The 24,184-nt window shown below is 58.8% G+C and carries 25 protein-coding genes; 23 read left to right on the plus strand and 2 right to left on the minus strand.

Features of this window, described 5'->3' with window-relative positions; genetic code table 11:
• The 4 genes from carB to GXM19_RS07985 all read left to right on the plus strand — a co-directional run bounded on the left by carB (nt 1) and on the right by GXM19_RS07985 (nt 5,696).
• The gene (gene carB, locus GXM19_RS07970) at nt 1-3,315 is read left to right on the plus strand and encodes a carbamoyl-phosphate synthase large subunit (protein ID WP_006235820.1); all 3,315 of its coding nucleotides are present in this window, start codon (nt 1-3) and stop codon (nt 3,313-3,315) included.
• A 269-nt stretch (nt 3,316-3,584) separates the two neighbouring features.
• A complete protein-coding gene (locus tag GXM19_RS07975; protein ID WP_006235818.1) occupies nt 3,585-4,061 on the plus strand; it encodes a PTS sugar transporter subunit IIB in 477 nt (158 codons plus the stop codon).
• A gap of 14 nt (nt 4,062-4,075) precedes the next feature.
• Entirely contained in the window at nt 4,076-4,852 is a 777-nt protein-coding gene (locus tag GXM19_RS07980; RefSeq protein WP_006235817.1) for a PTS mannose/fructose/sorbose/N-acetylgalactosamine transporter subunit IIC, read from the plus strand.
• On the plus strand, nt 4,836-5,696 hold the full coding sequence (locus GXM19_RS07985) for a PTS system mannose/fructose/sorbose family transporter subunit IID (protein WP_006235816.1): 861 nt from the start codon (nt 4,836-4,838) through the stop codon (nt 5,694-5,696). Before GXM19_RS07980 ends, GXM19_RS07985 begins: the two co-directional genes overlap by 17 nt.
• Here the strand turns inward: GXM19_RS07985 and GXM19_RS07990 are convergent.
• Entirely contained in the window at nt 5,693-6,448 is a 756-nt protein-coding gene (locus GXM19_RS07990) for a GntR family transcriptional regulator (protein ID WP_006235814.1), read from the minus strand. The two genes, GXM19_RS07985 and GXM19_RS07990, sit on opposite strands and share 4 nt — an antisense overlap.
• Before the next feature lie 124 nt (nt 6,449-6,572).
• Between GXM19_RS07990 and GXM19_RS07995 the strand changes: the two genes are divergently transcribed.
• The 6 genes from GXM19_RS07995 to GXM19_RS08020 all read left to right on the plus strand — a co-directional run bounded on the left by GXM19_RS07995 (nt 6,573) and on the right by GXM19_RS08020 (nt 10,927).
• Nucleotides 6,573-7,640: an alpha/beta hydrolase gene (locus GXM19_RS07995; protein ID WP_006235813.1), complete on the plus strand. Its 1,068-nt coding sequence runs from the start codon at nt 6,573-6,575 to the stop codon at nt 7,638-7,640.
• A gap of 331 nt (nt 7,641-7,971) precedes the next feature.
• Nucleotides 7,972-8,292 (plus strand): type II toxin-antitoxin system prevent-host-death family antitoxin, encoded by a 321-nt coding sequence (locus tag GXM19_RS08000; RefSeq protein ID WP_006235812.1) that lies wholly within the window; start codon nt 7,972-7,974, stop codon nt 8,290-8,292.
• Nucleotides 8,289-8,639 carry a type II toxin-antitoxin system RelE family toxin gene (locus GXM19_RS08005; protein ID WP_006235811.1) on the plus strand — a complete coding sequence of 117 codons (351 nt, stop codon included), beginning with the start codon at nt 8,289-8,291 and terminating at the stop codon, nt 8,637-8,639. The genes GXM19_RS08000 and GXM19_RS08005 overlap by 4 nt, the downstream gene beginning before the upstream one ends.
• Nucleotides 8,640-8,975: 336 nt before the next feature.
• Nucleotides 8,976-9,440 carry a 5-(carboxyamino)imidazole ribonucleotide mutase gene (gene purE, locus GXM19_RS08010; protein WP_006235810.1) on the plus strand — a complete coding sequence of 155 codons (465 nt, stop codon included), beginning with the start codon at nt 8,976-8,978 and terminating at the stop codon, nt 9,438-9,440.
• 35 nt (nt 9,441-9,475) lie between these two features.
• Complete coding sequence (locus tag GXM19_RS08015; RefSeq protein ID WP_006235809.1) at nt 9,476-10,474, plus strand: class B sortase; 999 nt, start codon at nt 9,476-9,478, stop codon at nt 10,472-10,474.
• Nucleotides 10,475-10,477: 3 nt separating this feature from the next.
• Nucleotides 10,478-10,927: a molybdenum cofactor biosynthesis protein MoaE gene (locus GXM19_RS08020; protein WP_006235808.1), complete on the plus strand. Its 450-nt coding sequence runs from the start codon at nt 10,478-10,480 to the stop codon at nt 10,925-10,927.
• Nucleotides 10,928-11,017: 90 nt separating this feature from the next.
• On the opposite strand, the gene GXM19_RS08025 is transcribed toward GXM19_RS08020, so the two are convergent.
• A complete protein-coding gene (locus GXM19_RS08025; protein ID WP_006235807.1) occupies nt 11,018-12,247 on the minus strand; it encodes a putative ABC transporter permease in 1,230 nt (409 codons plus the stop codon).
• A gap of 294 nt (nt 12,248-12,541) precedes the next feature.
• Between GXM19_RS08025 and GXM19_RS08030 the strand changes: the two genes are divergently transcribed.
• The 13 genes from GXM19_RS08030 to GXM19_RS08090 all read left to right on the plus strand — a co-directional run bounded on the left by GXM19_RS08030 (nt 12,542) and on the right by GXM19_RS08090 (nt 24,100).
• On the plus strand, nt 12,542-14,212 hold the full coding sequence (locus GXM19_RS08030) for an amidophosphoribosyltransferase (protein WP_006235806.1): 1,671 nt from the start codon (nt 12,542-12,544) through the stop codon (nt 14,210-14,212).
• Nucleotides 14,213-14,368: 156 nt separating this feature from the next.
• The gene (purM, locus tag GXM19_RS08035) at nt 14,369-15,472 is read left to right on the plus strand and encodes a phosphoribosylformylglycinamidine cyclo-ligase (protein ID WP_006235805.1); all 1,104 of its coding nucleotides are present in this window, start codon (nt 14,369-14,371) and stop codon (nt 15,470-15,472) included.
• The gene (purN, locus tag GXM19_RS08040; protein WP_006235804.1) at nt 15,462-16,163 is read left to right on the plus strand and encodes a phosphoribosylglycinamide formyltransferase; all 702 of its coding nucleotides are present in this window, start codon (nt 15,462-15,464) and stop codon (nt 16,161-16,163) included. The genes purM and purN overlap by 11 nt, the downstream gene beginning before the upstream one ends.
• Nucleotides 16,164-16,315: 152 nt before the next feature.
• Entirely contained in the window at nt 16,316-16,780 is a 465-nt protein-coding gene (locus GXM19_RS08045) for a PTS sugar transporter subunit IIA (protein WP_006235803.1), read from the plus strand.
• Between the two features lie 187 nt (nt 16,781-16,967).
• On the plus strand, nt 16,968-18,191 hold the full coding sequence (locus tag GXM19_RS08050; protein WP_006235802.1) for a peptidylprolyl isomerase: 1,224 nt from the start codon (nt 16,968-16,970) through the stop codon (nt 18,189-18,191).
• A gap of 54 nt (nt 18,192-18,245) precedes the next feature.
• Entirely contained in the window at nt 18,246-18,689 is a 444-nt protein-coding gene (locus GXM19_RS08055) for a GatB/YqeY domain-containing protein (RefSeq protein WP_006235801.1), read from the plus strand.
• 178 nt (nt 18,690-18,867) lie between these two features.
• Nucleotides 18,868-19,377 (plus strand): helix-turn-helix domain-containing protein, encoded by a 510-nt coding sequence (locus GXM19_RS11130; RefSeq protein WP_006234481.1) that lies wholly within the window; start codon nt 18,868-18,870, stop codon nt 19,375-19,377.
• Nucleotides 19,320-20,225, plus strand: a complete 906-nt coding sequence (locus GXM19_RS08065) for an IS3 family transposase (RefSeq protein ID WP_082222915.1) — start codon at nt 19,320-19,322, stop codon at nt 20,223-20,225. The genes GXM19_RS11130 and GXM19_RS08065 overlap by 58 nt, the downstream gene beginning before the upstream one ends.
• 173 nt (nt 20,226-20,398) lie before the next feature.
• Complete coding sequence (locus GXM19_RS08070) at nt 20,399-21,130, plus strand: amino acid ABC transporter ATP-binding protein (RefSeq protein ID WP_006235800.1); 732 nt, start codon at nt 20,399-20,401, stop codon at nt 21,128-21,130.
• A gap of 8 nt (nt 21,131-21,138) precedes the next feature.
• Nucleotides 21,139-22,014, plus strand: coding sequence for a transporter substrate-binding domain-containing protein (locus tag GXM19_RS08075; RefSeq protein WP_006235799.1), 876 nt, complete (start codon nt 21,139-21,141; stop codon nt 22,012-22,014).
• A gap of 25 nt (nt 22,015-22,039) precedes the next feature.
• On the plus strand, nt 22,040-22,786 hold the full coding sequence (locus tag GXM19_RS08080; RefSeq protein ID WP_006235798.1) for an amino acid ABC transporter permease: 747 nt from the start codon (nt 22,040-22,042) through the stop codon (nt 22,784-22,786).
• 3 nt (nt 22,787-22,789) lie between these two features.
• The gene (locus GXM19_RS08085) at nt 22,790-23,428 is read left to right on the plus strand and encodes an amino acid ABC transporter permease (protein ID WP_006235796.1); all 639 of its coding nucleotides are present in this window, start codon (nt 22,790-22,792) and stop codon (nt 23,426-23,428) included.
• A 48-nt stretch (nt 23,429-23,476) separates the two neighbouring features.
• Nucleotides 23,477-24,100: a cytidylate kinase-like family protein gene (locus GXM19_RS08090; RefSeq protein ID WP_006235795.1), complete on the plus strand. Its 624-nt coding sequence runs from the start codon at nt 23,477-23,479 to the stop codon at nt 24,098-24,100.
• Nucleotides 24,101-24,184 lie beyond the last annotated feature (84 nt).

Here is a 24,184-nt window from a genome sequence, read left to right on the forward strand (position 1 = left end):
ATGCCGAAACGTACTGACATCAAGCGTATCCTCGTTATTGGTTCGGGCCCCATCGTTATTGGCCAGGCCTGCGAGTTCGACTACTCCGGCGCCCAGGCCTGCAAGGTGCTCAAGGAGGATGGCTTTGAGGTCATCCTGGTCAATTCCAACCCGGCGACCATCATGACCGACCCGGGCTTGGCCGACCGCACCTATGTTGAGCCTATCACCGCCGAGTTTATCGAGCGCGTGATCAAGAAAGAGCGTCCGGACGCGCTGCTGCCCACGCTGGGCGGCCAGACCGGTCTGAACGCCGCCGTCGAGCTGGCGAAAGACGGCACGCTCGACAAGTACGGCGTCGAGATGATCGGCTGCGACCTGGCCGCCATCGAGCGCGGCGAGGACCGCAAGCTCTTTAACGAGGCCATGGCCGAGATTGGCCTGGAGGTCGCGCGCTCGGGCTATGCCTACAGCGTGGCCGACGCCGAGGCTATCGCCGAGCGCGTGGGCTATCCCTGCGTACTGCGCCCGAGCTTTACCCTCGGCGGCGCCGGCGGCGGCATCGCGCATGCTCACGAGGAGCTCGTCTCCATCGTGAGCCAGGGCCTGGAGCTCTCGCCTGCCCACGAGGTGCTGGTCGAGGAGTCCATCGAGGGTTGGAAAGAGTACGAGATGGAGGTCATGCGTGACCACGCCGGCAACGGCATCATCGTGTGCTCCATCGAGAACCTCGACCCCATGGGCGTGCATACCGGCGACTCCATCACCGTGGCGCCGGCGCAGACGCTCTCCGACCTGGAGTATCAGCGCATGCGTGTCGCGTCGCTCGCCATCTTGGAGAAGATTGGCGTCGAGACCGGCGGCTCCAACGTGCAGTTTGCCGTGAACCCCCAGACCGGTCGCTTGATCGTCATCGAGATGAACCCGCGCGTGAGCCGTTCGTCCGCGCTGGCCTCCAAGGCCACGGGTTTCCCCATCGCTAAGGCCGCCGCGCGCCTGGCTGTGGGCTACACGCTCGACGAGATCGTCAACGACATTACCAAGGCAACGCCTGCCTGCTTTGAGCCCACGATTGACTACTGCGTTGTCAAGGTGCCGCGCTTTGCCTTCGAGAAGTTCAAGGGTACCGACCCCACGCTCACCACGCGCATGAAGGCAGTGGGCGAGATTATGGCGATTGGCCGCACCTTTGAGGAGGCCTTCGGCAAAGCCATGCGCTCGCTGGAGGACGGTCACCAGGGTATCTGCGCCGGTGGCAAGGAGGGTGCCGATAAGCTGAGCGACGACGAGCTCGCTCAAGCCGTGGCCACGCCGACCGAGCACCGCATCTTCTTTGTGGTCGAGGCCCTGCGCCGTGGCTGGGACATCGCTCGCATCCATGCCACCTGCGGCATCGACCCGTGGTACCTCAACCGCATCAACGACATGGTGCAGGTCCAGGAGAGCATCCGCGGCCTGCGTGTGGAGGATATCGACGCCGACGCGATGCGCCTGCTCAAGCAGTACGGCACGAGCGACGCCGAGATCGCCGCGCTGACCGGCTCGGACGAGCGCTTTGTGCGCGCCTATCGCAAGGGTCTGGGCGTGGTTCCCAGCATGAAGACGGTCGATACCTGCGCTGCGGAGTTCTCGAGCGCCACGGAGTACCACTACAAGACGTACGAGAACATCTACCGCACGAGTCCGGATGCCAAGAAGTGCGTGGCTCCCGACGAGACCACGCCGGCGGACAAGCCCAAGGCGATGATCCTGGGCGCCGGCCCCAACCGTATTGGCCAGGGCATCGAGTTCGATTACTGCTGCGTGCATGCGAGCTATGCGCTGGCGGCCCGCGGCTTTGAGACCATCATGGTCAACTGCAATCCCGAGACCGTCTCGACCGACTACGACACGTCCGACCGCCTGTACTTTGAGCCGCTCACCTACGAGGACGTTATGGACGTTATCGACGTTGAGCGCCCCGATGGCGTCGTGGTGACGCTTGGCGGCCAGACCCCGCTTAAGCTGGCGCGCATGCTCGAGGAGAGCGGCGTGAACATCATGGGCACCAAGCCCGATGCCATCGACTTTGCCGAGGACCGCGAGCGCTTTGCCGCCCTGCTCGACAAGCTGGGCATCATGTACCCGCCGGCGGGTCAGGCCACCTCGTTTGAGGAGGCCGAGGCCGTTGCCGCACACATTGGCTACCCGCTGCTGGTACGTCCGAGCTACGTGCTGGGCGGCCGCGGCATGATGATCGCCTACGATGCCGAGCACCTGCGCGATTACATGGCCGAGGCCGCGCGCATTAGCCCCGACTACCCGGTGTACCTGGACCGCTTCCTGGAGGGTGCGATCGAGTCCGATGTCGACGCCCTGTGCGATGGCGAAGAGGTCTACATTGGCGGCATTCTGGAGCATATCGAGGAGGCCGGTATTCACTCTGGCGACTCCGCGACCTGCATCCCGCCGTTCAGCTTTAGCGAGAGCCTGCAGGCAAAGCTTCGCGAGACCACGCGCCGCATCGCGATGGCGCTGGGCGTACGCGGCCTGGTCAATGTGCAGTATGCCATCAAGGGCGAGACCGTCTACGTGATCGAGGCAAACCCGCGCGCGAGCCGCACCGTGCCGTTTATCTCCAAGGCCACCGGCGTGCCGCTGGCCAAGTGCGCGGCGCGTATCATGGCAGGCGATTCCATCGCGAGCCTGGGCCTGCCGAGCGACGAGCGCCAGCTGGACTGGTTCTGCATGAAGGAAGCCGTTATGCCCTGGGGTCGTTTCCCCGGTGCCGACGTTATCCTGGGGCCCGAGATGAAGTCGACGGGCGAGGTCATGGGTATCGCCAAGAGCTATCCCGAGGCATACGCCAAGACGCAGCTGGCGATTGACTACAAGCTGCCCGACCCGAGCGCCGGCAAGGTGTTCATCAGCGTGTGCGACCGCGACAAGCGTCATATCCTTTCGGTCGCTCGCATCCTGCGCTACCTGGGCTTTGATATCTGCTCCACCGAGGGTACGGCGCGCGTTCTGCGTGGAGGCAACGTGACGTGCGAGGTCGTGGAGAAGATCAGCGGCCCGCACGACGGCGAGCGTCCCAATATCGGCGACCTGATCGCCGATGGCAAGATTGCGGTAATCATCAACACACCGTACGGCCCGGGTTCGCGTGGCGACGGCTATCTGTTGCGTACCGAGGCGGTGCGCCGCGGCGTGACCTGCGTGACCGCGATGTCTGCCGCCAACACGTACGTGAGTGCTATCGAGGCCGTGCGCGAGGACCAGCAGGGCCACGGCAGTGCCAACGACATGGGCATGGACGTCATCGCCCTGCAGGACCTGCCGCAGCACACGGTTTAGGTCGAGCTGCCCGGCCGGGGCGGGAGGGGCCGAGATTTCCCCCTTTCGCTCCGGCTGCAAGCAGAGTCGCTCAGGAGGAAACTCGGCCCCTCTCGCCCCGACGCACTGTGTCTAGACGGACTGCACCTCCTGTTTTTAGAGATAAATACCATTTAGCGGTGATATTCAACCGTTCAAGATATTATGTAATGGCATATTACGTCATATGACGTAATATGCCATTAGCAGTCAAGGATGATTGTCTGTGTTCAAGTCGAGAAAGGGGCAAAATGATTAAACTGTGTCGCGTCGATAGCCGGTTAGTGCATGGGCAGACCGTGTTCTCTTGGTATCCAACGCTTGAAGCAAACGCTATTCTTGTGGTTTCAGATGAGTACGCCGCAAGCAAAGAGCGAATTCAAGCGCTGCGAATTGCAAAACCCGCTGATGCCAAATTGGTTGTCAAAAGTGTAGAAGATTCCATCGTGGCCCTTAACGGAAGCGCGGTGGATAAATACGAGCTAATTGTTGTTGCGGGAAATGTACATGACGCCTGTGAAGTTGCGCGTGCGTGTCCAAAAATAACGTCTGTGAATTTAGGCGGCGCTCGACCGTTGGGGGACAGCGTAAAGGAGCTTGGCCCTGCTGTGCGCCTTTCCCAATCCGATATTAATGAAATTAAGAAAGCCATGGCTGATGGAATCGAGTTCGAGGTAAGGCAGGTTGCTAGCGAGAAAAAACGCATCGTAACAAGTTTTGATTTGTAGGAAGAGGGAGAAATATGCTGCTTCAGGCTTTTCTGGTTGGTCTTGCCGCTGCGATAGGTCAATCGGATTATTTACTCGGTACTGCGATGGTCGAGCGGCCGATTGTCCTCGGAGCGATCGTCGGTATTTTTTTGGGTGATATTCCGACTGGCGTTATTGTTGGTTTCCAGCTCGAACTCGCGTTCATGGGGGTCTGGCAGGTTGGTGCTGCCGTGCCGCCCAACGTAATTGTTGGTTCAGTTTTGGGAACAGCCTTTGCGATTACTATGGGTGCGGGTCCCGAGACCGCTCTGACTATTGCTATGCCCACTGCGGTGCTTGCCGGCATGTTTGACAGCCTTATGTATAGCGTTGTTACGCCTCCTATGGCTGTCTGGGCTGATCGTGGTGCCGAAAAAGACGACCCCAAAACGATTGCAGCCGCTATGTGGACCAATGGAATTCTCTACATCATTGCGCTTGGCTTGATTTGCGGCGTGGCTTTTTACGTTGGAAATGATGCTGTTCAGGCACTGATTGACGCCATTCCTGATTGGCTTACGAATGGGCTTACGATCGCAACGGGTATTCTGCCCGCGCTTGGATTTGCGCAGCTTATGTCAATCCTGTCCACCAAGGAGCTGAGCTTCCTATTCTTTGGAGGCTTCTTGCTGAGTGCCTATCTAAACATTCCGACGATCGGTATCGTGGCGTTTTCGCTGATCCTGATTGGGATTCTCAATATGGCTCACATTTTTATGCCTGCCAGTGCGGCGGTCGCTAAGGAGGTTGACGATGACAACGAATTCTAATGATGTTCTTGAGCTCTCGCCGGAGTCAAATAAATCGACCGATAAGAGAATAACCAAGAAAGACTTAAAGGCGTTATTTTGGCGCAGCTTTCCACTCAACATCATGTGGAGCTTTGACCGACAAATGAACGTTGGTTTCTGCTACGACATGATTCCGGTAATCAAGCGGTTATACGATAAGCCTGAAGACCGGATCGAGGCATATAAGCGTCATCTTGAGTTCTACAATATTCAAGTTACGTTTAATCCTCTGGTCGCCGGCATTGTGGCCTCCATGGAGGAGGAAAACGCCAACAATCAGGACTTTGACACCGCCTCAATTAACGCCATGAAAGCATCGCTTATGGCTCCGCTTTCCGGTATTGGAGATTCACTGATTGCCAGTACGCTTCGCATGATTGCGACGGGCGTTGTGACAGGACTTTGCCTTTCGGGCAGTCTGCTCGGCCCAATCCTGTTCCTGCTTCTTTATAATGTCCCAACGATCCTGATCCGCTGGTTTGGGCTTCAGTATGGTTATTCGCTTGGCAGTGGCATGATTTCGAAGCTGAACGATTCTGATGTAATGCACAAAGTTACGTCCGGCCTGGCGATTGTGGGACTAATGGTAGTTGGTGGAATGGTGGCGACCACCGTTGCAGTTACCACTCCGCTCGCTCTTAACTTCGGCGACACCGCGTTTAAGTTGCAGGAAACGCTCGATGGGATATTCCCGGCTCTTTTGCCGCTCTGCGCGTTCGGGATCATGTGTCTTTGCAATAAGAAACAGGTCAAAATTATTTGGCAGATTGTGGGCATTCTCGCTGCGGGTATTGTGCTCGGCGTCCTGGGGATTTTGGGCTAGAGAAGGCGTCCATCTTTTGAGATGCTGAACTCGAAGGACGATGCGTCTGCTCGCCAAACGGTTTTCGAATAGTGGAGCGGCATTTCATTGCAGGCATATGTGACGTGCTCGACAACGCTCACGGGGGCTCCAACGATATAACCGAGAAGGTTTGCTTCTTGGAGCCCCGCTATTCCTGCGGTGATTTTGAGTTTCTCAATACCGGTTGCGATGCTGTAATGGTTGGCGATCAGGTCGAAAAGACTGGCATTGTCTGTGAGAAGCTCCAGTAGTCCGGGTAGAGTGCCCTGCGTTGCATAAATGGTGTCGATGGCGCAGGGGGCATTTTCGATATAAACCAAGCGCGCAACTCGTTGCACTACGGTTCCGTTGTCAATTTTGAGCTCCCGTGCAATGTGGGCATCAGCCTTGATCAAGCCTGTTTCCAAGATGGACTTGGTTGTTTTATCGCCGTATTGGGGGTCGGAGCTCAAATTGAAAATGGTGCTTGTTCCTCGTTTCAGGGTGAGCTTCGATGGGTTTACGAATGTCCCCTTGCCTCGCAGGCGGTAGAGCAAGTTTTGGTCAATGAGATTCTGTACGGCGCGTCTTACGGTGATCCTGCTTACTTTGTATTGCTTGCAAAGCTCGGTTTCGGTGGGAATCTGACTGCCGCCGGGGAGTTCGCCAGAAACTATTTTCTTGAGGATATCGTTTTCAACGGTCTGATAGAGAAGCTCTGGCTGAGTGAGCTCGTCTTTTGCTGCAGGCATGGTGGACCCCTTGGTCTTCAGTTTCTTTAGTACATAGATATACGACAACTGAGGACATCATAAGCCGTTATCTCAAAAGTTATGGAAATATCGATTTGGCGTTATCGCCGAGAGGGGATTTAAGATGGGCAGACAATACGACGAGGCGTTGATTGGCGCCATCTCCGGTCGCTCGTTTATAACCGAGAAGAGGGGACTCGAGGTTCAAATTCGTCCGGTTCCTGATGATGAAAGAGAGCATGTGCTTGACCCGCGAATTCTCGAGGTATCCCGCAAGAAGATGCGGAATGTTAGCATGTCTCCGAGCTGGACGAGCCTTATTGGAATGCGTCATCGCCCGGATAAGCCGACATACCGCCTACTCGATGGTGAGGTTCAGCGCGATGAGGTCCTCATGGAGGCAGCCGATCGCTATATAGATTTATTCGTCTGGACGCCACCAAATCATAAGGAGGCAAGTCCAGCGCTAGTTTACCTGCATGGCGGCGCGTTTATGGCGGGGAATGTTCTGCAATTTGAACATCAGCTCGAGTTCATCGCCGAAAAGTCTGGTGCAGTGGTGGTTTATCCGGAATACCGCTTGGCGCCGGAGACGGCATTTCCCGGGCAGATCGAGGATTGCGTTCTTGCTCTTGATTATGTGCGTGAGCATGCCGGGGATCTCGGAATCGATCCTCATAAAATAATGGTCGCCGGCGACTCTGCGGGAGGAAGCCTTACTAATGCGTGTGTTCAGCTCAGGGGTGCTGGAGCTGTAGCCCATGCCTTCGAAATCTATCCTGAAGTCGACCTTGCGGGCGAACAGGGCGAGGGATATGAGGATTTTCCTGCGATAGCCGATCAAGAGGACGTTGCGCGTTTTCGCATCGACCATCTTCGCGATTCGGACGGCCCGATGGTCGAACTTTGTGCACACGGAAAAATGTCTCCTCATGACCCGTTGATTTCTGCGCTAATGCTTGAGGACTGCACTGATTTCCCCCCGGTGACTATCGTGACATCCGAATACGATCCGCTTCGTATCCCCGATGAAAAATGGGCTACAAAATTACGGTCTTCAGGAATCGATGTCGAGGTCATCGAATATGCCGGATGTGACCATGGTTTCTTCGATCATTTTGGCGTGTACCCGCAATCGGAAGACGTGTGTTTGTTGATGGCTGAGAAGCTTAAAGAAATGGCTGTACAATAACGTCTCTCGGCGATAAGGGACTGAAGTCGCCTGTGTTTCTGCATTCGTGGTTCTCAGTCTGATTAAAAATGAGGCTTGCTCCTTGCCCGAGTGGGTGGGGAGCAGTTTGTTTTTTGTAGCGATACGAGGTGAGTGCCGCGCACTTTAGATCGCCATTTTGCTTCGCTGTATACCACTTGACGTAATAAAAGAGGCAAGGGCGGTGCGAGGGCCAACAGTCATTCTAAGCTCGGATTCGTATCCTAAAAGGTTGTTTCGGTTGCGTGGTACAATATAGCAAAAAAGAATGATAAAATGAATTCGAAAAAGAATTCATTTTTAGGAGGTATGTATGCCTGCTTTGCAGATGCTCGACAACCTTGTTCCAATTAGCGATTTCAGCCACGGTAAGGGCTCGGCTGCATTTTCGAAGGTTGGGGACGACAATCCAGTTGTGGTTCTCAAACACAACAAGCCAGCGTTTGTGATTGTGACACCCGATGAATATAGGGAAGCGAAGCAAGCGGAGGAGGACCTCGCCTTGTTAACGTTGGCACTTAAGAGAGTGGCTGTGGCACGTGACGATGCGCTTGTTTCCCTGTCTGATGTTATGGAAGAGCTGGGTGTGAGCCAGGACGAACTCGATCAGATGGATGAGGTCGAGTTTGAATGAGTGGGTACGAAGTCGCTTTCTACCCGGATGCTCTCAAGGATATTAAGCGTCTGGACGGCTCCCAACGAAAGATCGTCCTTAAGGCTATAGAAAAAATCAGAACGAACCCATTGCCGCAGAACGAAGGTGGATTCGGCAAGCCTCTTGGAAACAAGGCAGGTACGGATTTGACTGGCTTTATGAAAATCAAGCTCAGGGGAAGTGGCATTCGAATCGTGTACCGCCTCATCAGAATTAAAGAAAAGATGGCCATCGTAGTGGTAGGCGCTCGCGAAGACATGGAAGTCTACCGAACTGCTCAGAGACGAGAACTCGATTTCGAGAAATGGGCGGAAGAGAATATCTAGCTTTAACGATGAACGACGAGTGAGCGTTGGTGGGGCCCTGACGAATTAGATTCGTCAGGGTTTTTCGCTGAACCAATTGCCTTCAGTCTCCGTTGACCTTTCCTTCCAATTCATCAGCCAACGTACGTCATGGCAATTCCCGGTAGGTCGCAGGGCGCTTCGCGGGCGGGCCAGGCTTTATCTGAACGACTTTGCGAAGCAACCGGAGTGAAGATAAAGCCTGGCCCGCCCGCGAAGCGCCACAAAGACCGCAGGGACGGGAGCAGCTATACTACTCTCAGTAGTTAAGGGTCGCGGATCCGCCGCGTCGCCGTTCTCAACAGGAGGTCTTTGTTTATGGCAGATCAAAAGCCGGTTGTCGGGATCATCATGGGTTCCAAGTCCGACCTGGGCGTTATGGAAGGTTGCACCGCCGAGCTCGAGGCGCTGGGCGTGCCCTATGAGCTTGTCATTGCGAGCGCACACCGCACACCGGCGAAGGTCCACGAGTGGGCTTCGACTGCCGCCGATCGCGGTATCAAAGTGATTATCGCCGCCGCCGGCAAGGCCGCTCACCTGGGTGGTGTCGTGGCTGCCTTTACGCCGCTGCCGGTCATCGGCGTGCCTATGAAGACGAGTGACCTGGGCGGCATGGATTCGCTGCTGTCGATGGTGCAGATGCCTTCGGGCGTGCCCGTGGCCTGCGTTGCCATCAACGGCGCCAAGAACGCCGCCATCTACGCCACGCAGATTCTGGGCGCTTGCGACCCCGAGTACCGCAAGGTTATCGAGAAGATGAAGCAGGAGATGGCCGACGCCTAGGCGTTCCGCCGTTTCACCGCAGTATAAGGAGAGCCATGTCCGACTATCAGGGAAAACGATTCAAGGCTTCTCAGATTCCCGATCCGTCGAAGCCGGGTGCTGCCCATGCGGCACAGCAGGGTCGGACATCCTCTCCTCAGCAGCCGCGCGCGCCGCGTTCCGTAACGCCGGCGACGCATCGTCGACAGGACGCGCCGGCCGCATATCGACCTTCATCTTATAGCAACGCTAAGAAGCCGCCCCGGTCTTCATCGCATGCCGCGCCGTCGGATTACACCGAGCCGCCGCGCAAAAAGCGCCGCTCCATTATTCCCATTCTGCTCATCATCGTGGGCATCGGTCTGATTGTCGCCGCTGCCGCTATCTTTATTAATGCTCAGATTGGCTATAAGCAGGCGAGCGATTCGTATCAGAAAATCGAGAAGCAATATATAAGCGATAAGGACGCCAGCGGCGTGCCGATTATCGACTTTGATGCACTTGCTCAGACAAACCCCGAGATTGTGGGTTGGATTTATGTGCCGGGAACCAACATCAACTATCCCGTGGTGCAGACCAACAACAACTCCAAATACCTCAACACGCTGTTCGACGGTACGGCCAATGCATCTGGGGCCATTTTCCTGGATAGCGATGACACCGCGCCGGGAATGGTTGACCAGCAGACCACGATCTACGGCCACCATATGAACGATGGGTCAATGTTCAACGTGATTTCGGATACGACTGACCAGGCAACGTTCGATAGCATTGAATATGTGTACTACATCACACGGGATGCTACGTATAAGCTGCGTCCGCTGGCGACCAAGGTCGTTGAGGATACGTACTCCAAGGCGCGCACATCCAATTTTGAGGGCGACGACGGGCTCAAGAACTACCTGTCCGAGATGCTCGACGGTGCCTCTGCCGTGGCGAGCGATGCCACCGATCGCGCCGCCTCGGCAACCAAGGTCGTAACGCTTGTGACCTGTCGTTCGTTATCGCTGAGCAACACACGTGCCGTCATGGTGCTCACGCCGGTCGAGGAATAGATAATGGGCTACTCAATGACGGTGAAAGGGGAAATGATGCTCGAGAATGGCAAAACGATGCCTTCGGTTGATGCTTGGCTGCGCGAGGCCAAGGCCGATTCGTCGGCACCTGCGTGCGGTATGTATCTGACACATAACGGTGTGGTGCGTGCGACGCCCAAGGCCGAGGCGCGCGGTGTCGAGACCGATGGCGTGGCGCCGGGCCACAAGGTGGGAGGCATGGTGTTCGGCTACGACGCCAGCAAGGTGCAGGCTGCTATCGAGGCCACGAGCGCGATGCCGGGTATCGGCTATGTGCGCGTGTGGCTGGCAAGCGGCGAGCTCGCCGTGGGTGACGACATCATGCTCGTGCTCATCGGCGGGGACATTCGCCCGCATGTGGTCGATGCGCTGCAGGCACTCGTTGGCACCATCAAGAACGAATGCGTGAGTGAGGTCGAGCGCGAGGCGTAGAGGCTTGCGTCGATAGAAGGCTCGTTTATAAAAACGCCCGCCGGTACGTGTGATACCGGCGGGCGTTTTGCGTTTTGGGCGCGGTGGACGCTACACGCGCGTCGCATCCTTGGGGCTCATGGTCATGCTCTGGAAGCGATTCTCCATAAAGTCATTATCGAAGTACTTGCCGTAGAACTGCGCAACGGGAATATCCGGTTCCGTGCCGTTGACGCGCTGATACCAATAATCGAGCGACTGCAGCGTCATAACGCCATCGACCAGCATAATGATGGTAAAGATGACGGTGGCCGAGTAGCGGCTCTTCCAGGGAATCATGTTGATGAGCTTGAGCAGCCTCGGCAGCAGCAGCTTGATCCAGATAAGGCCACCCAGGCCCCACAGGCAGGCGAAGCCCGTGCAGGTACGTCCACCGGTAAGGACGGCGAGCGGATCGGGCATGCCAAAGAGCTTCATATGCGAGTAGCTCCACGAGACCACGCCAAACGAGGTCTGCATAAACCAGCCCACGAACACCTCAAAGCTTGCGCCGAGCAGCGCGCTCACCAAAAAGATAATGATGGGGTTCTTTTTGTAGAAGCGGTTGAGCACCATGGTCATGAGCACGGCGCCAAATCCGTAGATGGGGCTGAAGGGGCCAAACAGCATGCCGGCGCGGTTCTGGTAGACGCCCGGGTCGTCGACCGTCATGTGCCAGATGTCCTCGGCGATCAGGCCGAGTATGCAGCAGACAAAGAATACCCAGAACAGGTTGAAGTAGTTGAGCTTGATGTAGCCTTCGCCGGTTTCATCGCGCCCGAGCATGCCCTCGGCGGCGGCGTCGCGATCGAGCATTTCCTGCAGGCGGCGTTGCAGCTCGCGCTCCTGGCGCAGCGTGGGGTCGACGGTGGTCGAAAGCGCGACGAGGATGCCGAGCTGGATGGCGGGGCGCAGCAAGAAAGGCCCGATGCCCTGGAGCATCACGTCAACCAAAAGCTCGACGACGGTCAATGCGATAAGGATATAGGACAGACGGGCGGCATTGCGGCGCTGGTTCTTGATGAGGTCAAGGCCAAAGATGATCAAGATGACGGCACTGGCAGCTGAGAGCATGATGCCGGCGACAATCAGTCCGACCGCGACGAGCGTGTTGTCGCCGAGCTTGGCGGCGGCGTTGCCGTTGATGAGCGCGGTGATGACCTGCCACATAAAGGCGCCGACCGACGGGAGCGTGCCCACGCCGGACAGGATGCACAGGACGGCGTATACCTTAATGATGAGGGGGATCTTCTTGACCTCCGTGGCGCTGGGGACGCTGGGGTCGAGTTCGTTTCGATCCATACATAACCTTTCTCGTTTTGCTGTAGGTACAAGGATACGCCGCCGACCTGCCAAAAGACAGGACGAACGACCCAATTGCAACAATGCAAGCCCCAACGGCGGGCGAGACGCGTCGCAACGGAAGTATGCGGGATCGTCGGCCCCGAGGCGGTTGCCCAATAAAATGTTTGGCTGCAAAACGGATTATAAGCTCGGTGGGCTTTTAAAAAGCGCTGTTCATGCGCGGGAGTGCTTGTCTTGCCGTGCGTATAATAGGGCAGGTAACGCCAAATAACGAGGCTCTGAGGGGATGCCATGTCTCAAGAAACCATCCGCGCGGCCGAGCGTGCCGCGGGACAGGTGAAGACCATGTCGACGTATGATCCGGACTCCGACCAGCTGCATGAGGAATGCGGCATTTTTGGTGTGTGGGCACCCGATCGCGATGTGGCTCGACTGACGTACTTTGGTCTGCGCGCGCTGCAGCATCGCGGCCAGGAATCGGCGGGAATCGCCGTGGGTGATGGCGGCACGGTTATGGTCCGCAAGGATCTGGGCCTGCTCGACCGCGTGTTCTCCAACGCCGACCTGTCGACACTCTCCGGCCAGCTGGCCGTGGGCCACGTGCGCTATGGCACTGCCGGTGCCAAGAGCTGGGAAGCCTCGCAGCCGCATCTTTCTACCATCAACAGCGTCATTATCGCGCTCGCGCACAACGGTACCCTCGTCAACACCGACGAGCTGCGCCGCCAGCTGATCGAGCTGGGCGTGCCGTTCCTTTCCAATTCGGATTCCGAGGTCGCGACTAAGCTTATCGGCTACTTTACTCAGCGTACAGGCCATCTGCGCGAGGGCATTCGCAAGACCATGGAGCTCGTGCGCGGCGGCTACGCCATGACGCTCATCAACGAGCAGGCGCTCTACGCATTCCGCGATCCGCACGGCATTCGCCCGCTCGTGCTGGGCAAGCTGGTGGACGAGGGCCTGGACCAGGCCGATGCCGCATCCGTTTCGCAGCTGCCGTCGCAGGACGGCGCCGCGACGGTCGACTCCGCCGTCCGTGTCACGCGCGCCGGCGGCTGGGTCGTTGCTTCCGAGACCTGCGCACTCGACATCGTGGGTGCCGAGTACGTCCGTGACGTTCGTCCCGGCGAGATTTTGCGCATCAGCGCCGAGGGTCTGGTATCCGAGCAGGGCGTGCCTGCAGCCGAAGAGCCCGCAAACTGCATCTTTGAGCAGGTCTACTTTGCCCGCCCCGACTCCATCATGAACGGCAAGAGCGTCTATGCCTGCCGTTACGACATGGGTCGTCAGCTGGCACACGAGGAGCCCGTCGAGGCCGATCTGGTCATCGGCGTGCCCGACTCCGGCCTGCCGCCCGCGGAGGGGTATTCGCACGAGAGCGGTATTCCCTTTGGCGAGGGCCTTATCAAGAACCGCTACGTGGGCCGTACGTTTATCGAGCCCACGCAGGAGCTGCGCGCCATGGGCGTGCGTATGAAACTCAACCCGCTGCGCGACAACATCGAGGGCAAGCGCCTGGTCGTCATCGACGACTCCATCGTGCGCGGCACCACCATGGTGCAGCTCGTCAAGATGCTACGCAACGCTGGCGCCAAGGAGATTCATATCCGCATCAACTCGCCCGAGGTCATCTGGCCGTGCTTCTACGGCATCGATACCGACGTGCAGTCGCAGCTTATCAGCGCCAACAAGACGGTCGATGAGATTTGTGAGTATATCGGCGCCGATTCGCTGGCCTTCCTTTCGGTCGAGGGCCTGCTTAAGGTCATGCCCAAGGGCGGTTACTGCGATGCGTGCTTTACCGGCCGCTACCCCGTGGCGATTCCCGAGAGTTTTGGCCGCGACAAGTTCATGGAGGGCTTTAAGCCCCGCAACCTGGACAAGCCGCTGCACTTTGACGACGACGCCGTGGTCGAGAAATACGACGACCGCAGCTGGGAAGAGGAACACGGCGAGGCCTAAAACCTGTCATGTAGGGACAGGTTTATTTTGGCAGGTTTTATCTGCTGTTTTGTTGATACTACGGCGCGCGCCGCTGCGGTGTGCGCCGATATGAACGCAACTATGAGCACCGTTTGGCGCCCGGGCGGCGGACGGTAGTGGGAGAGGAAGGCTCAGATGAGCGACAGCAAGCATGTGACGTATGAGGATGCCGGCGTCGATACCGCCGAGGGCGGCCGCGCCGTCGACGCTATTAAGCAGATGGTTAAGGACACCAACCGTCCCGAGGTCATCGGCGGCATCGGTGGCTTTGGTGGCCTGTTCTCGGCTGCCGCGCTTAAGGATATGGAAGACCCGATTCTGATTAGCGGTACCGACGGCGTGGGCACCAAGCTCGTGCTCGCCCAGATCATGGACCGTCACGAGACGGTGGGCCAGGACTTGGTCGCTATGTGCGTCAACGACATTCTGGCTTCGGGCGCCGAGCCGCTGTTCTTCCTGGACTACGTTGCCATCGGCCACATCGAGGCCGAGCACATGGCAAAGATCATCAAGGGTGTGGCCGACGGCTGTAAGCTCGCGGGCTGCGCGCTCGTGGGCGGCGAGATGGCCGAGCACCCCGGCGTCATGGCTCCTGCCGACTACGACCTTGCCGGATTTACCGTGGGCGTCGTCGACCGTCCCAAGATGCTCGACCCCGCGAACGTCCGCCCCGGCGACGTGATCCTGGGCCTGCCTTCCACCGGCGTGCACTCCAACGGCTACTCGCTCGTGCGTAAGGTCATTGGCGTCGACGGTATTAAGCCGGGCACGCCCGAGGCCGCCGCTAAGGCCGAGGAGCTGAGCCGTCCGCTCGAGGAACTCGGCGGCGCATCGCTGGCAGACGCCCTGTTGACCCCCACGCGCATCTATGTCAAGCCGATTCTGGAGCTGCTGCGCGGTGGCGCTCCGGTGCACGCCATCGCCCACATCACCGGCGGCGGCATCACCGAGAACCTCAACCGCGCGCTTGCCGACGACGTTGACGCCGTGGTCACCCGTAACGGCGCCGAGATGGGTTGGGACGTTCCGCCCGTCATCACCTACGTCTCGCGCCAGGCCGAGCTCGCGCCCAACGAGGCATGCAAGACCTTCAACATGGGCGTTGGCCTGTGCCTGATCGTCGCCCCCGAGGACGAGGCTGCCGTGACCGAGGCCCTGGTCGCGCTGGGCGAGAAGCCGTTCCGCGTGGGCGAGTGCGTCGAGGGCTCCGGTAAGGTCGTGTACTCCGATGAGCGCTAACGAGCAGATGGCTGCTGCCGCGAGCCTGGGCTTTGTGCCCTACACCCGTCCGACCGGCACCGATACGGCCGAGCCGCTCAAGATCGGTGTGCTCATCAGCGGTTCGGGTACCAACCTGCAGGCGCTGATCGATCTGATCGCCGCCGGCAAGCTCAACGCTTCGATTGAGCTTGTGGTGTCGAGCCGTCCTTCGGCTAAGGGTTTGCAGCGCGCTGAGCGCGCGGGCATCCAGACGCTCACGCTGTCCAAGGATGTCTACGCCGACCCCATCGCCGCTGACGAGATCATCGCGCACGAGCTTCTCGAGCGCGGCTGCGAGTATGTGGTCATGGCCGGCTACATGCGCATGGTGCACACGCCTCTGCTGGCGGCGTTTCCCAACCGCGTGGTCAATCTGCATCCGGCGCTGCTGCCGAGCTTTACCGGTGCGCATGCGATTGACGATGCCTTTGCGCGCGGCGTCAAGGTGACCGGCGTGACCGTGCACTTTGCCAACGAGATTTACGACAACGGCCCCATCATCGCCCAGCGCGCGCTGGCTGTCGAGGAGGGCTGGGATGTCGACACGCTCGAGGAGCACATCCATGCGATTGAGCATGTGCTGTATCCCGAGGTCGTGCAAATGCTCGCCGACGGCCGCGTCCACGTGTTGGAGAGCGGCAAGGTCGCAATTGACGCGCCTCGCGGCTAGCAGCGCACAGTACAATTTAGCCGAGTAGTCAGGGTGGTCATTGGCGCCAAGGCGCGCGTGGCCACCTTTTGTTTTGGGTAGTCATCGGGAACGGGCTTTAACGACTGGTCATTCAAGAACGTCGCAGGTGACTAGATGAGAGAGGTGAGCGCATGGCGGATAACGAAGCGCTGTTTACGTCTGAGCTGGTGTTTTTTGATTGGGAGTGTGCGACGCCGGATGAGGTGTTCGCGCGGCTCGAGGGCGAGCTTGCACCACGTGGCTACATTGCATCCGGTTGGCTCGACGCCGTTCGCACGCGCGAGGATGCCTATCCCACGGGTCTTGCCATGCCGGCGGCAAACATTGCCATTCCGCATACCGATCCGGGGTTTGTGGCCAAGCCCTATATCGCGGTGGTGAAGCCCGCCGCGCCCGTGACATTTAACGCTATGGCTGGCATGGGCGCTCCGGTGCCGGCGCAGATCGTCATCAATCTGGGCATCGCAGAGCCGGGCGGTCAGGTCGAGGCCCTGCAGGCGCTCATGAACATCTTTATGGACGCCGATGCCGCAGCCGACGTGCTCGGCCAAACCACGCCGCAGGGCATGGTCGACGCCATCCGTCGCCACTTTTAAGGCCGGCACTTGGGGACTGTCCCTAACTGCCGGCAGAAAAGGAACATCCCTAACTGCCAACTGCCAGACTTGTCCCCTTTGCACCAAAATGGTGCAGATTAACCTGTCCCCCATGCACCAGGTGTGCCGCGAGGGCTGCGTTGTGACACAATGGCGTTTGTTCGATTCGTGATGCGAAAGGCCAAACATGGCAAATAAGAAAAAGAACCCCGAGGTCGCGCCGACGTCCGAGCAACGGTCCCGCGCCGCCTCCAGCTCTCGCAAGAAGCAGCGCAAGACCTATGTGTCCAAGACCGTCAAGATTGTCCTGGTGGTCATCGGCGTGCTGGCGATGCTGCTCTCCGTTTCGGCCATGGCGTGCTCCGGCCTGATGTCGCAGACCGAAAGCGCCAGCTCAGGCTATAAGCTCACTGGTGGCGTGGCTGCCACTATCAACGGCACCAACCTCACCGAGGACACCGTGACCAAGCAGATTATGAGCATGCGCACGTCCTACGGCTACACCAAGGACAAGGACTGGGCACAGTACCTGGTTGACAATGACCTCACGCCCAAGAAGTACCGCAAGCAGCTCATCGACTCCTACGCGCAGCAGATTCTGCTTCAGCAGGCGCAGAAGGAAAACGGCGTGACCGTCTCGGACGAGGAGGTCGAGAAGGCTTGGAAGGACGCCTGCAAGAGTGCCGGCGGCGCCAAAGCCTTTAAGAAGACGCTTAAGACCTATGGCTACACCGAGGACACCTACAAGGACTCGCTCAAGGAGAGCCTGGCGCAGCAGAAGCTCAAGGATGCCGTGGCACCCACCAGCAAGCCCAAGGACAGCGAGATTGTCGATTACATCAACGAGAACCTGTCCAACTACAATGACGCCCGTCGCTCGTCGAATATTCTGATCAAGGTCGATTCTGACGCTTCCGACGAGGACAAGGCCGCCGCCAAGGCCAAGGCGCAGGAGTGCCTGGACAAGATTAACTCCGGCGAGCTGAGCTTTGAGGACGCCGTGGAGCAGTACTCCGATGACACCGGCTCCAAGGACAAGAAGGGCGATGTTGGCTGGGACAAGCTCACTACCTTCGTCGACAGCTACCAGGCGGCGCTCGAGGGGCTCAACAAGGGCGATGTGAGCGACGTCGTCGAGTCGACCTATGGTTATCACATCATCAAGTGCACCGACTACTTCCATGTCGATAATCAGGTCGATGACATTAAGCAGGTGCCCAAGGACATCAAGAAGTACGTCTCCAACGTGGTGAAGACGCAGGCGGCAAGCACCGCGTACAGCGAGTGGCTGGAGCAGTACAAGAAGGACGCCGACATCACCGTTAACCCCATGCCCAAGGACGTGCCGTACAACGTCAGCCTGAAGGGCGTCACCAAGAGTTCGACCGACGATTCGTCGAAGACTGAGTAATCATGGGGCGGTGCCCGCGTGAGTGCCGCCCACGCTATTGAGGAGGATTTGCAGATGACCAACGAAGAGCTGCAGAAGGAAATGATCGCGGCCATGAAGGCCAAGGACAAGGTTCGCCTGTCTATCATTCGCCAGGTTAAGGCCGAGGTGAAGAACATCGAGGTCAACGAGCGCCGCGATGTGACCGAGGAAGACGTCAACAGCATGATCAAGCGTCTGATTAAGCAGACGAGCGAGACGCTGGAGATGTCCATCAAGGCCGGTACCGACCAGGAGCGTACCGACAACCTGACCGAGCAGGTCAAGATTCTGGAGAGTCTGCTGCCCGCGCAGGTTTCGGGCGAGGAGCTCGAGGCCTTGATCGAGCAGGTTATCGCCGAGCTGGGTGCCACGTCTAAGAAGCAGATGGGCCAGGTCATGGGCGCTCTGGGCAAGGCCACCGGCGGCAACTTCGACAAGCCGGCCGCGGCAAAGATCGTCGGTGCAAAATTGGCGTAAGCGCCGGCCGACACATAGCCGATGCTGAGGGGCGTGACCATTGCGGTCGCGCCCCTTTTTTGGCTGGGTACTCATTGGGGACAGGCTTAAATGAGTGCCAATGAGCGGGTACTCATTTGAACTGCATCCCATTTCTTGGACTTTGAAATTAAGGTTCGAGAAAAGGGAGGCATCGGAAATGCCCCGCAGGAAGAAGGCAAGATACGGTCGCGAGATGAGGGCACGCGCCGCCGACCTGTTCGAGGCCGGCCTCGGCTTCGAACTCGCGGCCAAGAAGCTCGACGTTCCCGCCCCGGCGGTGAGAAAATGGCTCTACGCGTACCGGGCAACCGGGAGGAAGGGGCTGATCGGGATGGGCGAGAGCCGCAGGACCTACGACATGGAGACCAAGCTCGCCGTCGCGAGGGCCGTCGTGGACGAGGGGATGCCGCGGTCGGAGGCGATGGCCCGCTTCGGCATCGCCGCCGCCACATCGCTCGACCGCTGGTGCAGGCTGTACCGCGAGGGCGGGCCGGAGGCGCTCGAGCCGGGACGCCGCGGCAGGCCGGAGGGCCCCGGGGGGCGGACGCGCGAGCGGGAGCTCGAGGAGCGCGTGCGCAAACTCGAGGCCCAGGTGGCGTATCTAAAAAAATCGATAGCCCTGAAAGCGGAGAAGAGCTCTCAAACTGGGAGAAAGCCCAGGTCGTAGCCTCCCTTTCAGGGCACCACCGCCTATGCGACCTGCTCGCGGCCGCGCGGCTCGCGCCGTCGAGCTACCACTATGCCGTAGCGCACCCGCCGAGAGCGACCCGGCCAGAGCTCCGGGAGGCCGTGCGCGAGATCTTCTCGAGGACGGCGAACGGGTGCGGCCACCGCCAGATAGCGATGTGCCTGAGGGCCGAGCTGGGCGCGAGGATAGCGGACAAGACGGTCCTCAAGATGATGCGGGAGCTCGGCATCCGCTGCGGCATCCGCCGGGAGACCGACTACCATCGCTACAACTCCTACCGCGGCCCGGTCGGCGAGAGATTCGACAACCTGATAGCGCGTGACTTTCGCGCGGGCGCCCCGTGGGAGAAGCTCGGGACCGACGTCACGGAATTCAGGCAGCCCTGGGGCAAGGCGTACTTCGCCCCGGTCTACGACTTCTGCACGAAGGAGATCGTCTCCTGGTCGGTGTCGACGAGCCCGGACATGGCCCAGCAGGAGGAGGTGCTCAGGCGCCTGTTCGCGAGAATGCCGGCCGGGGCCTCGCCGATCGTCCACAGCGACATGGGCTGGCAGTACCAGCACCCTAGGTGGACCGGCGAGCTCAGGAGGCACGGCGCCAGGCAGAGCATGTCGAGAAAGGGCAACTGCCTAGACAACGGGGCGACGGAGCAGGTGTTCGGGCATCTCAAGGACGAGTTCTTCAGGGGCGTCGAGTGGGCCGACTTCGAGTCCTTCAAGAGGGACCTCGACGCCTACGTCGTGCATTGGAACACGAGGCGTCGCCAGGTGGCGCTCGGCGGCCTCACCCCGGTGGAGTTTCGGAAACGGCTATTGAAAGCGTCCTAGTGTTCGCTTCTAATAAAAGAAGGCCAAGATTCGGGACGCAGTTCAATTTAAGCCTGTCCCCAATGAGTGGGTGGAAGGTTGCGGGTTCTTTACGGGGATGTAGCGTGGGCTGCGGAAACGTGGTTCTTTCCGTACAATAGTGCAACTCGTATAAACGCAGGGAAGGGACATTCATGGCAGACATGATCGAGATCAAGCATCTCAACAAGTACTTTGGCGACCTGCATGTGCTCAAAGATATCAATCTCACCGTCAAGCGCGGCGAGAAGCTCGTAATGATCGGGCCTTCCGGTTCGGGTAAGTCGACGCTCATCCGTTGCGTCGATTATCTGGAGGAGCCCACGTCGGGCGAGGTCGTCATCGACGGTACGTCGCTCACCAAAAAGAATCACCTGGAGATGGCTCGCAAGTATAGCTCCATGGTGTTTCAGCAGTTCAACTTGTATCCCAACATGACGGTGCTCGGCAACCTGACGCTTGCGCCCATCAAGCTGCAAAAGAAGAGCAAGGAGGAGGCGACCGAGATCGCCATCGCCGCGCTCAAACGCGTCGGCATGGCGCATAAGGCAGGCGAGTATCCGCAGAACCTCTCGGGCGGTCAGCAGCAGCGCATCGCCATCGCCCGTGCCCTGTGCACCAAACAGCCCATCATCCTGTTTGACGAGCCGACCTCGGCGCTCGACCCCGAGATGGTCCAGGAGGTTCTGGACGTTATGATTGAGCTCGCGCAGGAGGACATCACCATGATCTGCGTGACGCACGAGATGGGCTTTGCGCGCCAGGTGGCCGACCGCGTCATCTTTATGGAGGACGGCCGCATTCTGGAGGAGGGCACGCCCGAGCACTTCTTCGACAACCCCGAGAACCCGCGCTGCCGCGAGTTCCTGTCCAAGATTTTGCACTAGGCGCGGTGATGGACATGACGGATATGACGAGGGCGGCCGTGTCGCGCCGTCGCTTTTTGCAGCTGGCTGGCGCCGGCATGCTTGCGCTGACGGGGACCGCGCTTACCGGTTGCGGCAACTCCACCAGCGGCGAGGGCTCCGACAAGGGGTCCAAGCTTGCGGCCATCAAGTCGCGTGGCCATCTGAATGCCGGCGTTAAGAAGGACGTTCCCGGCTATGGCTATTACGACACCGCCAAGGGCCGCTTTGAGGGCATGGAAGTCGATTTGTGCTACCAGATCGCCGCTGCCGTCTTTGGCGTGAGCTACAAGGAGGCCCGCGCCCAGGAGCTTGTCGAGTTTACCGACGTAACGCCCAAGACGCGCGGCCCGCTGATCGATAACGGCCAACTTGACGTGGTCGCGGCGACCTACACCATCACCGACGAGCGTAAGAAGAGCTGGGATTTCTCGACGCCGTACCGCACCGACTACGTGGGACTCATGGTCAAGAAGCGTTCGGGCTTTACCTCGATTGAGGATTTGGATGGCAAGGTCATTGGCGTGAGCCAGGGCGCCACCACGCAGAGCCTGATCGAGCAGATGATCAAGGACAACGGCTTTAGCTGCAAGCCCGAGTTTAGGGCCTTTAGCGGCTACCCCATCATCAAGAGTTCGCTCGACGCCGGCAATATCGACGTCTTTGCCATGGACCGCTCCACGCTGGCCGGTTACATGAACGAGACCGTTGAGCTGTTGCAGCCCGAGGTCAAGTTTGGCGAGCAGGGCTACGGCGTGGCGACCAAGAAGGGCTGCGACCTTTCCGCCGTGGTCGATCAGGTGATTTGCGATCGCCTGGCCGATGGCTGGCTCGACCAAGAGGTTAAGACCTGGGGTCTTGTATAGGCGCATCGTCCAAGGAAGGAATCAAATGCTCGAAGGATTATTTGACGCCGACCGTTGGTCGACGACATTTCAAAACATGGGGCCCTTCTGGGAGGGCTTTGGCGTGACGCTGCAGGTGGTCGTTGCCGGTCTGCTGCTGTCGCTGGTGCTGGGCACGCTGCTGGGCGTGTTCTCTACCACTCGTTCGCGCGTGCTGCGCGCCATAAGCCGCGTATACGTGGAGTTTTACCAGAACACCCCGTTGCCCGTGCAGGTGCTCTTTATGTACATGGCCGGTCCGCAGTTTTTGCAGGCCATGACTGGTGCCGATCAGCCGGTGCGCATCGCGCCGTTCGTGCTGGGCTTCTTGGGCGTGGGTCTGTATCACGCGGCCTACATCTCGGAGGTCATCCGCACTGGTATCGAGGCGGTTCCGCGCGGTCAGATGGAGGCGGCCCAGAGCCAGGGCTTCACCCGTGCGCAGGCGTACTGGTACATCGTGCTGCCCCAGACGTTCAAGATCATTCTGCCGCCGCTGTGTAACCAGGCGCTCAACCTGGTCAAGAACACGTCGGTGCTGGCGCTTGTGGCCGGCGGCGACCTTATGTACCGTTCCGACAACTTTGTGAGTCTGTACGGTTACCTGCAGGGATACATCGTCTGCTGCCTTATGTACTTCATCATCTGCTTTCCGCTCGCCATGCTGGTGCAGTGGCTCGAGCGCCGCTCCAAGGAGCGTCCGCGCGGCGTGAGCCTGGCCGAGCTGGGGCTCGACAACGTAGAGGAGGCCTAGCGCATGGAAATCTTCAACGCGACCAACCTGCTCTACATTTGGGGCGGCTTTGTTAAGACAATCGAGATCTCGGCGCTGTCGATCTTTTTCTCGCTCATCTTTGGCACGGTGCTGGCGCTCGTTAAGAGCTATGCGCCCCGCCCGTTCCGTATTTTGGTGAGCGCCTATATCGAGCTGTTCCGTTGCACGCCGAACCTGCTGTGGATTCTGTTTATCTACTTTACGGTGCAGGGTTTGGACATTGTGATTTCGACCATCGCCTTCACGCTGTTTACCAGCGCTGTTATGGCCGAGATTGTGCGCGGCGGCCTCAACTCGATTCCGCGCGGCCAGTTTGAGGCAGCGCAGAGCCAGGGCTTTGGCTTCTTTGCCACCATGCGCTACATCATTCTGCCGCAGACGTTTAAGACGATCATTCCGGCGCTGTTTAGCCAGTGCACGACTGTCATTAAGGACAGCTCGTATCTTTCGGGCATTAACGTGGCCGAGCTCATGTACACGGCAAATGTCGTGATGGCTCACGCGATCGACCTGTCGCAGGTTCTTATGCTCTACGGCCTGGTGTTTGCGATGTACTTTGTGCTCAACTTTGGTATCTCGCTGCTGGTTCGCGCATATCAGAGGCGAATGGTGGCAGCGTAGAATGTGGCAAAGGGACAGCCCCTTTGTCACATAGAGAAAGGAATCGCGATGAGCGATCTGGAGAACAAGAAGAATCCTGTGGTCATTACCATCGCGCGCGACTTTGGCGCCGAGGGCCACGAGATTGGTCGTATCCTCGCCGATGAGCTGGGGATTCCGCTGTACGATAACGATCTGCTGGTGCGTGCTTCGCTGCGCGCGGGCGAGTCGCTCGACAAGATGGCCGCCTACGACGAGCGCCTGGCCGTGGAGAACATGGCGTTTCTGCCCGACCGCTACGATGCGCGTTCGTACTCGGACAAGTTGTTCCAAAAGATGAGCCAGGTGATTTTGGATCTGGGTGAGACCGAGAGCTGCATTATCGAAGGCCGTCTGTCCGATTATCTGCTGCGCAACAACCCCAACCACATCGCCGTGCTGGTGACTGCGCCCTTTGAGGACCGCGTCGAGATCGTGCGCAAGAAGCGCGGCCTTAACAAAAAGAAGGGCGCCAAGCTGGTCAAGCAGCAGCAGAAGGCGCGCGAGGCGTTCTATAAGCGCTACAGCGCCGGAAAGTGGAAGATGACGAGTGGCAAGGACATCGTCGTCAACCGCGCCAAGCTGGGCCGCGAGGGTTGTAAAGACGTTATCGCCGCTGCCTACCGCTACAAGGTGGCACAGCTCGAAGGCTAACCGACCAAAACCACCACAAAGGTGCCTGTCCCCTTTGTGGTAGTCGGCCGGCATAGAAAAAGTCCCCGCCGGGCGTGTGCTCGA

This window comes from Collinsella aerofaciens ATCC 25986 (assembly GCF_010509075.1).
GTDB lineage: Bacteria > Actinomycetota > Coriobacteriia > Coriobacteriales > Coriobacteriaceae > Collinsella > Collinsella aerofaciens.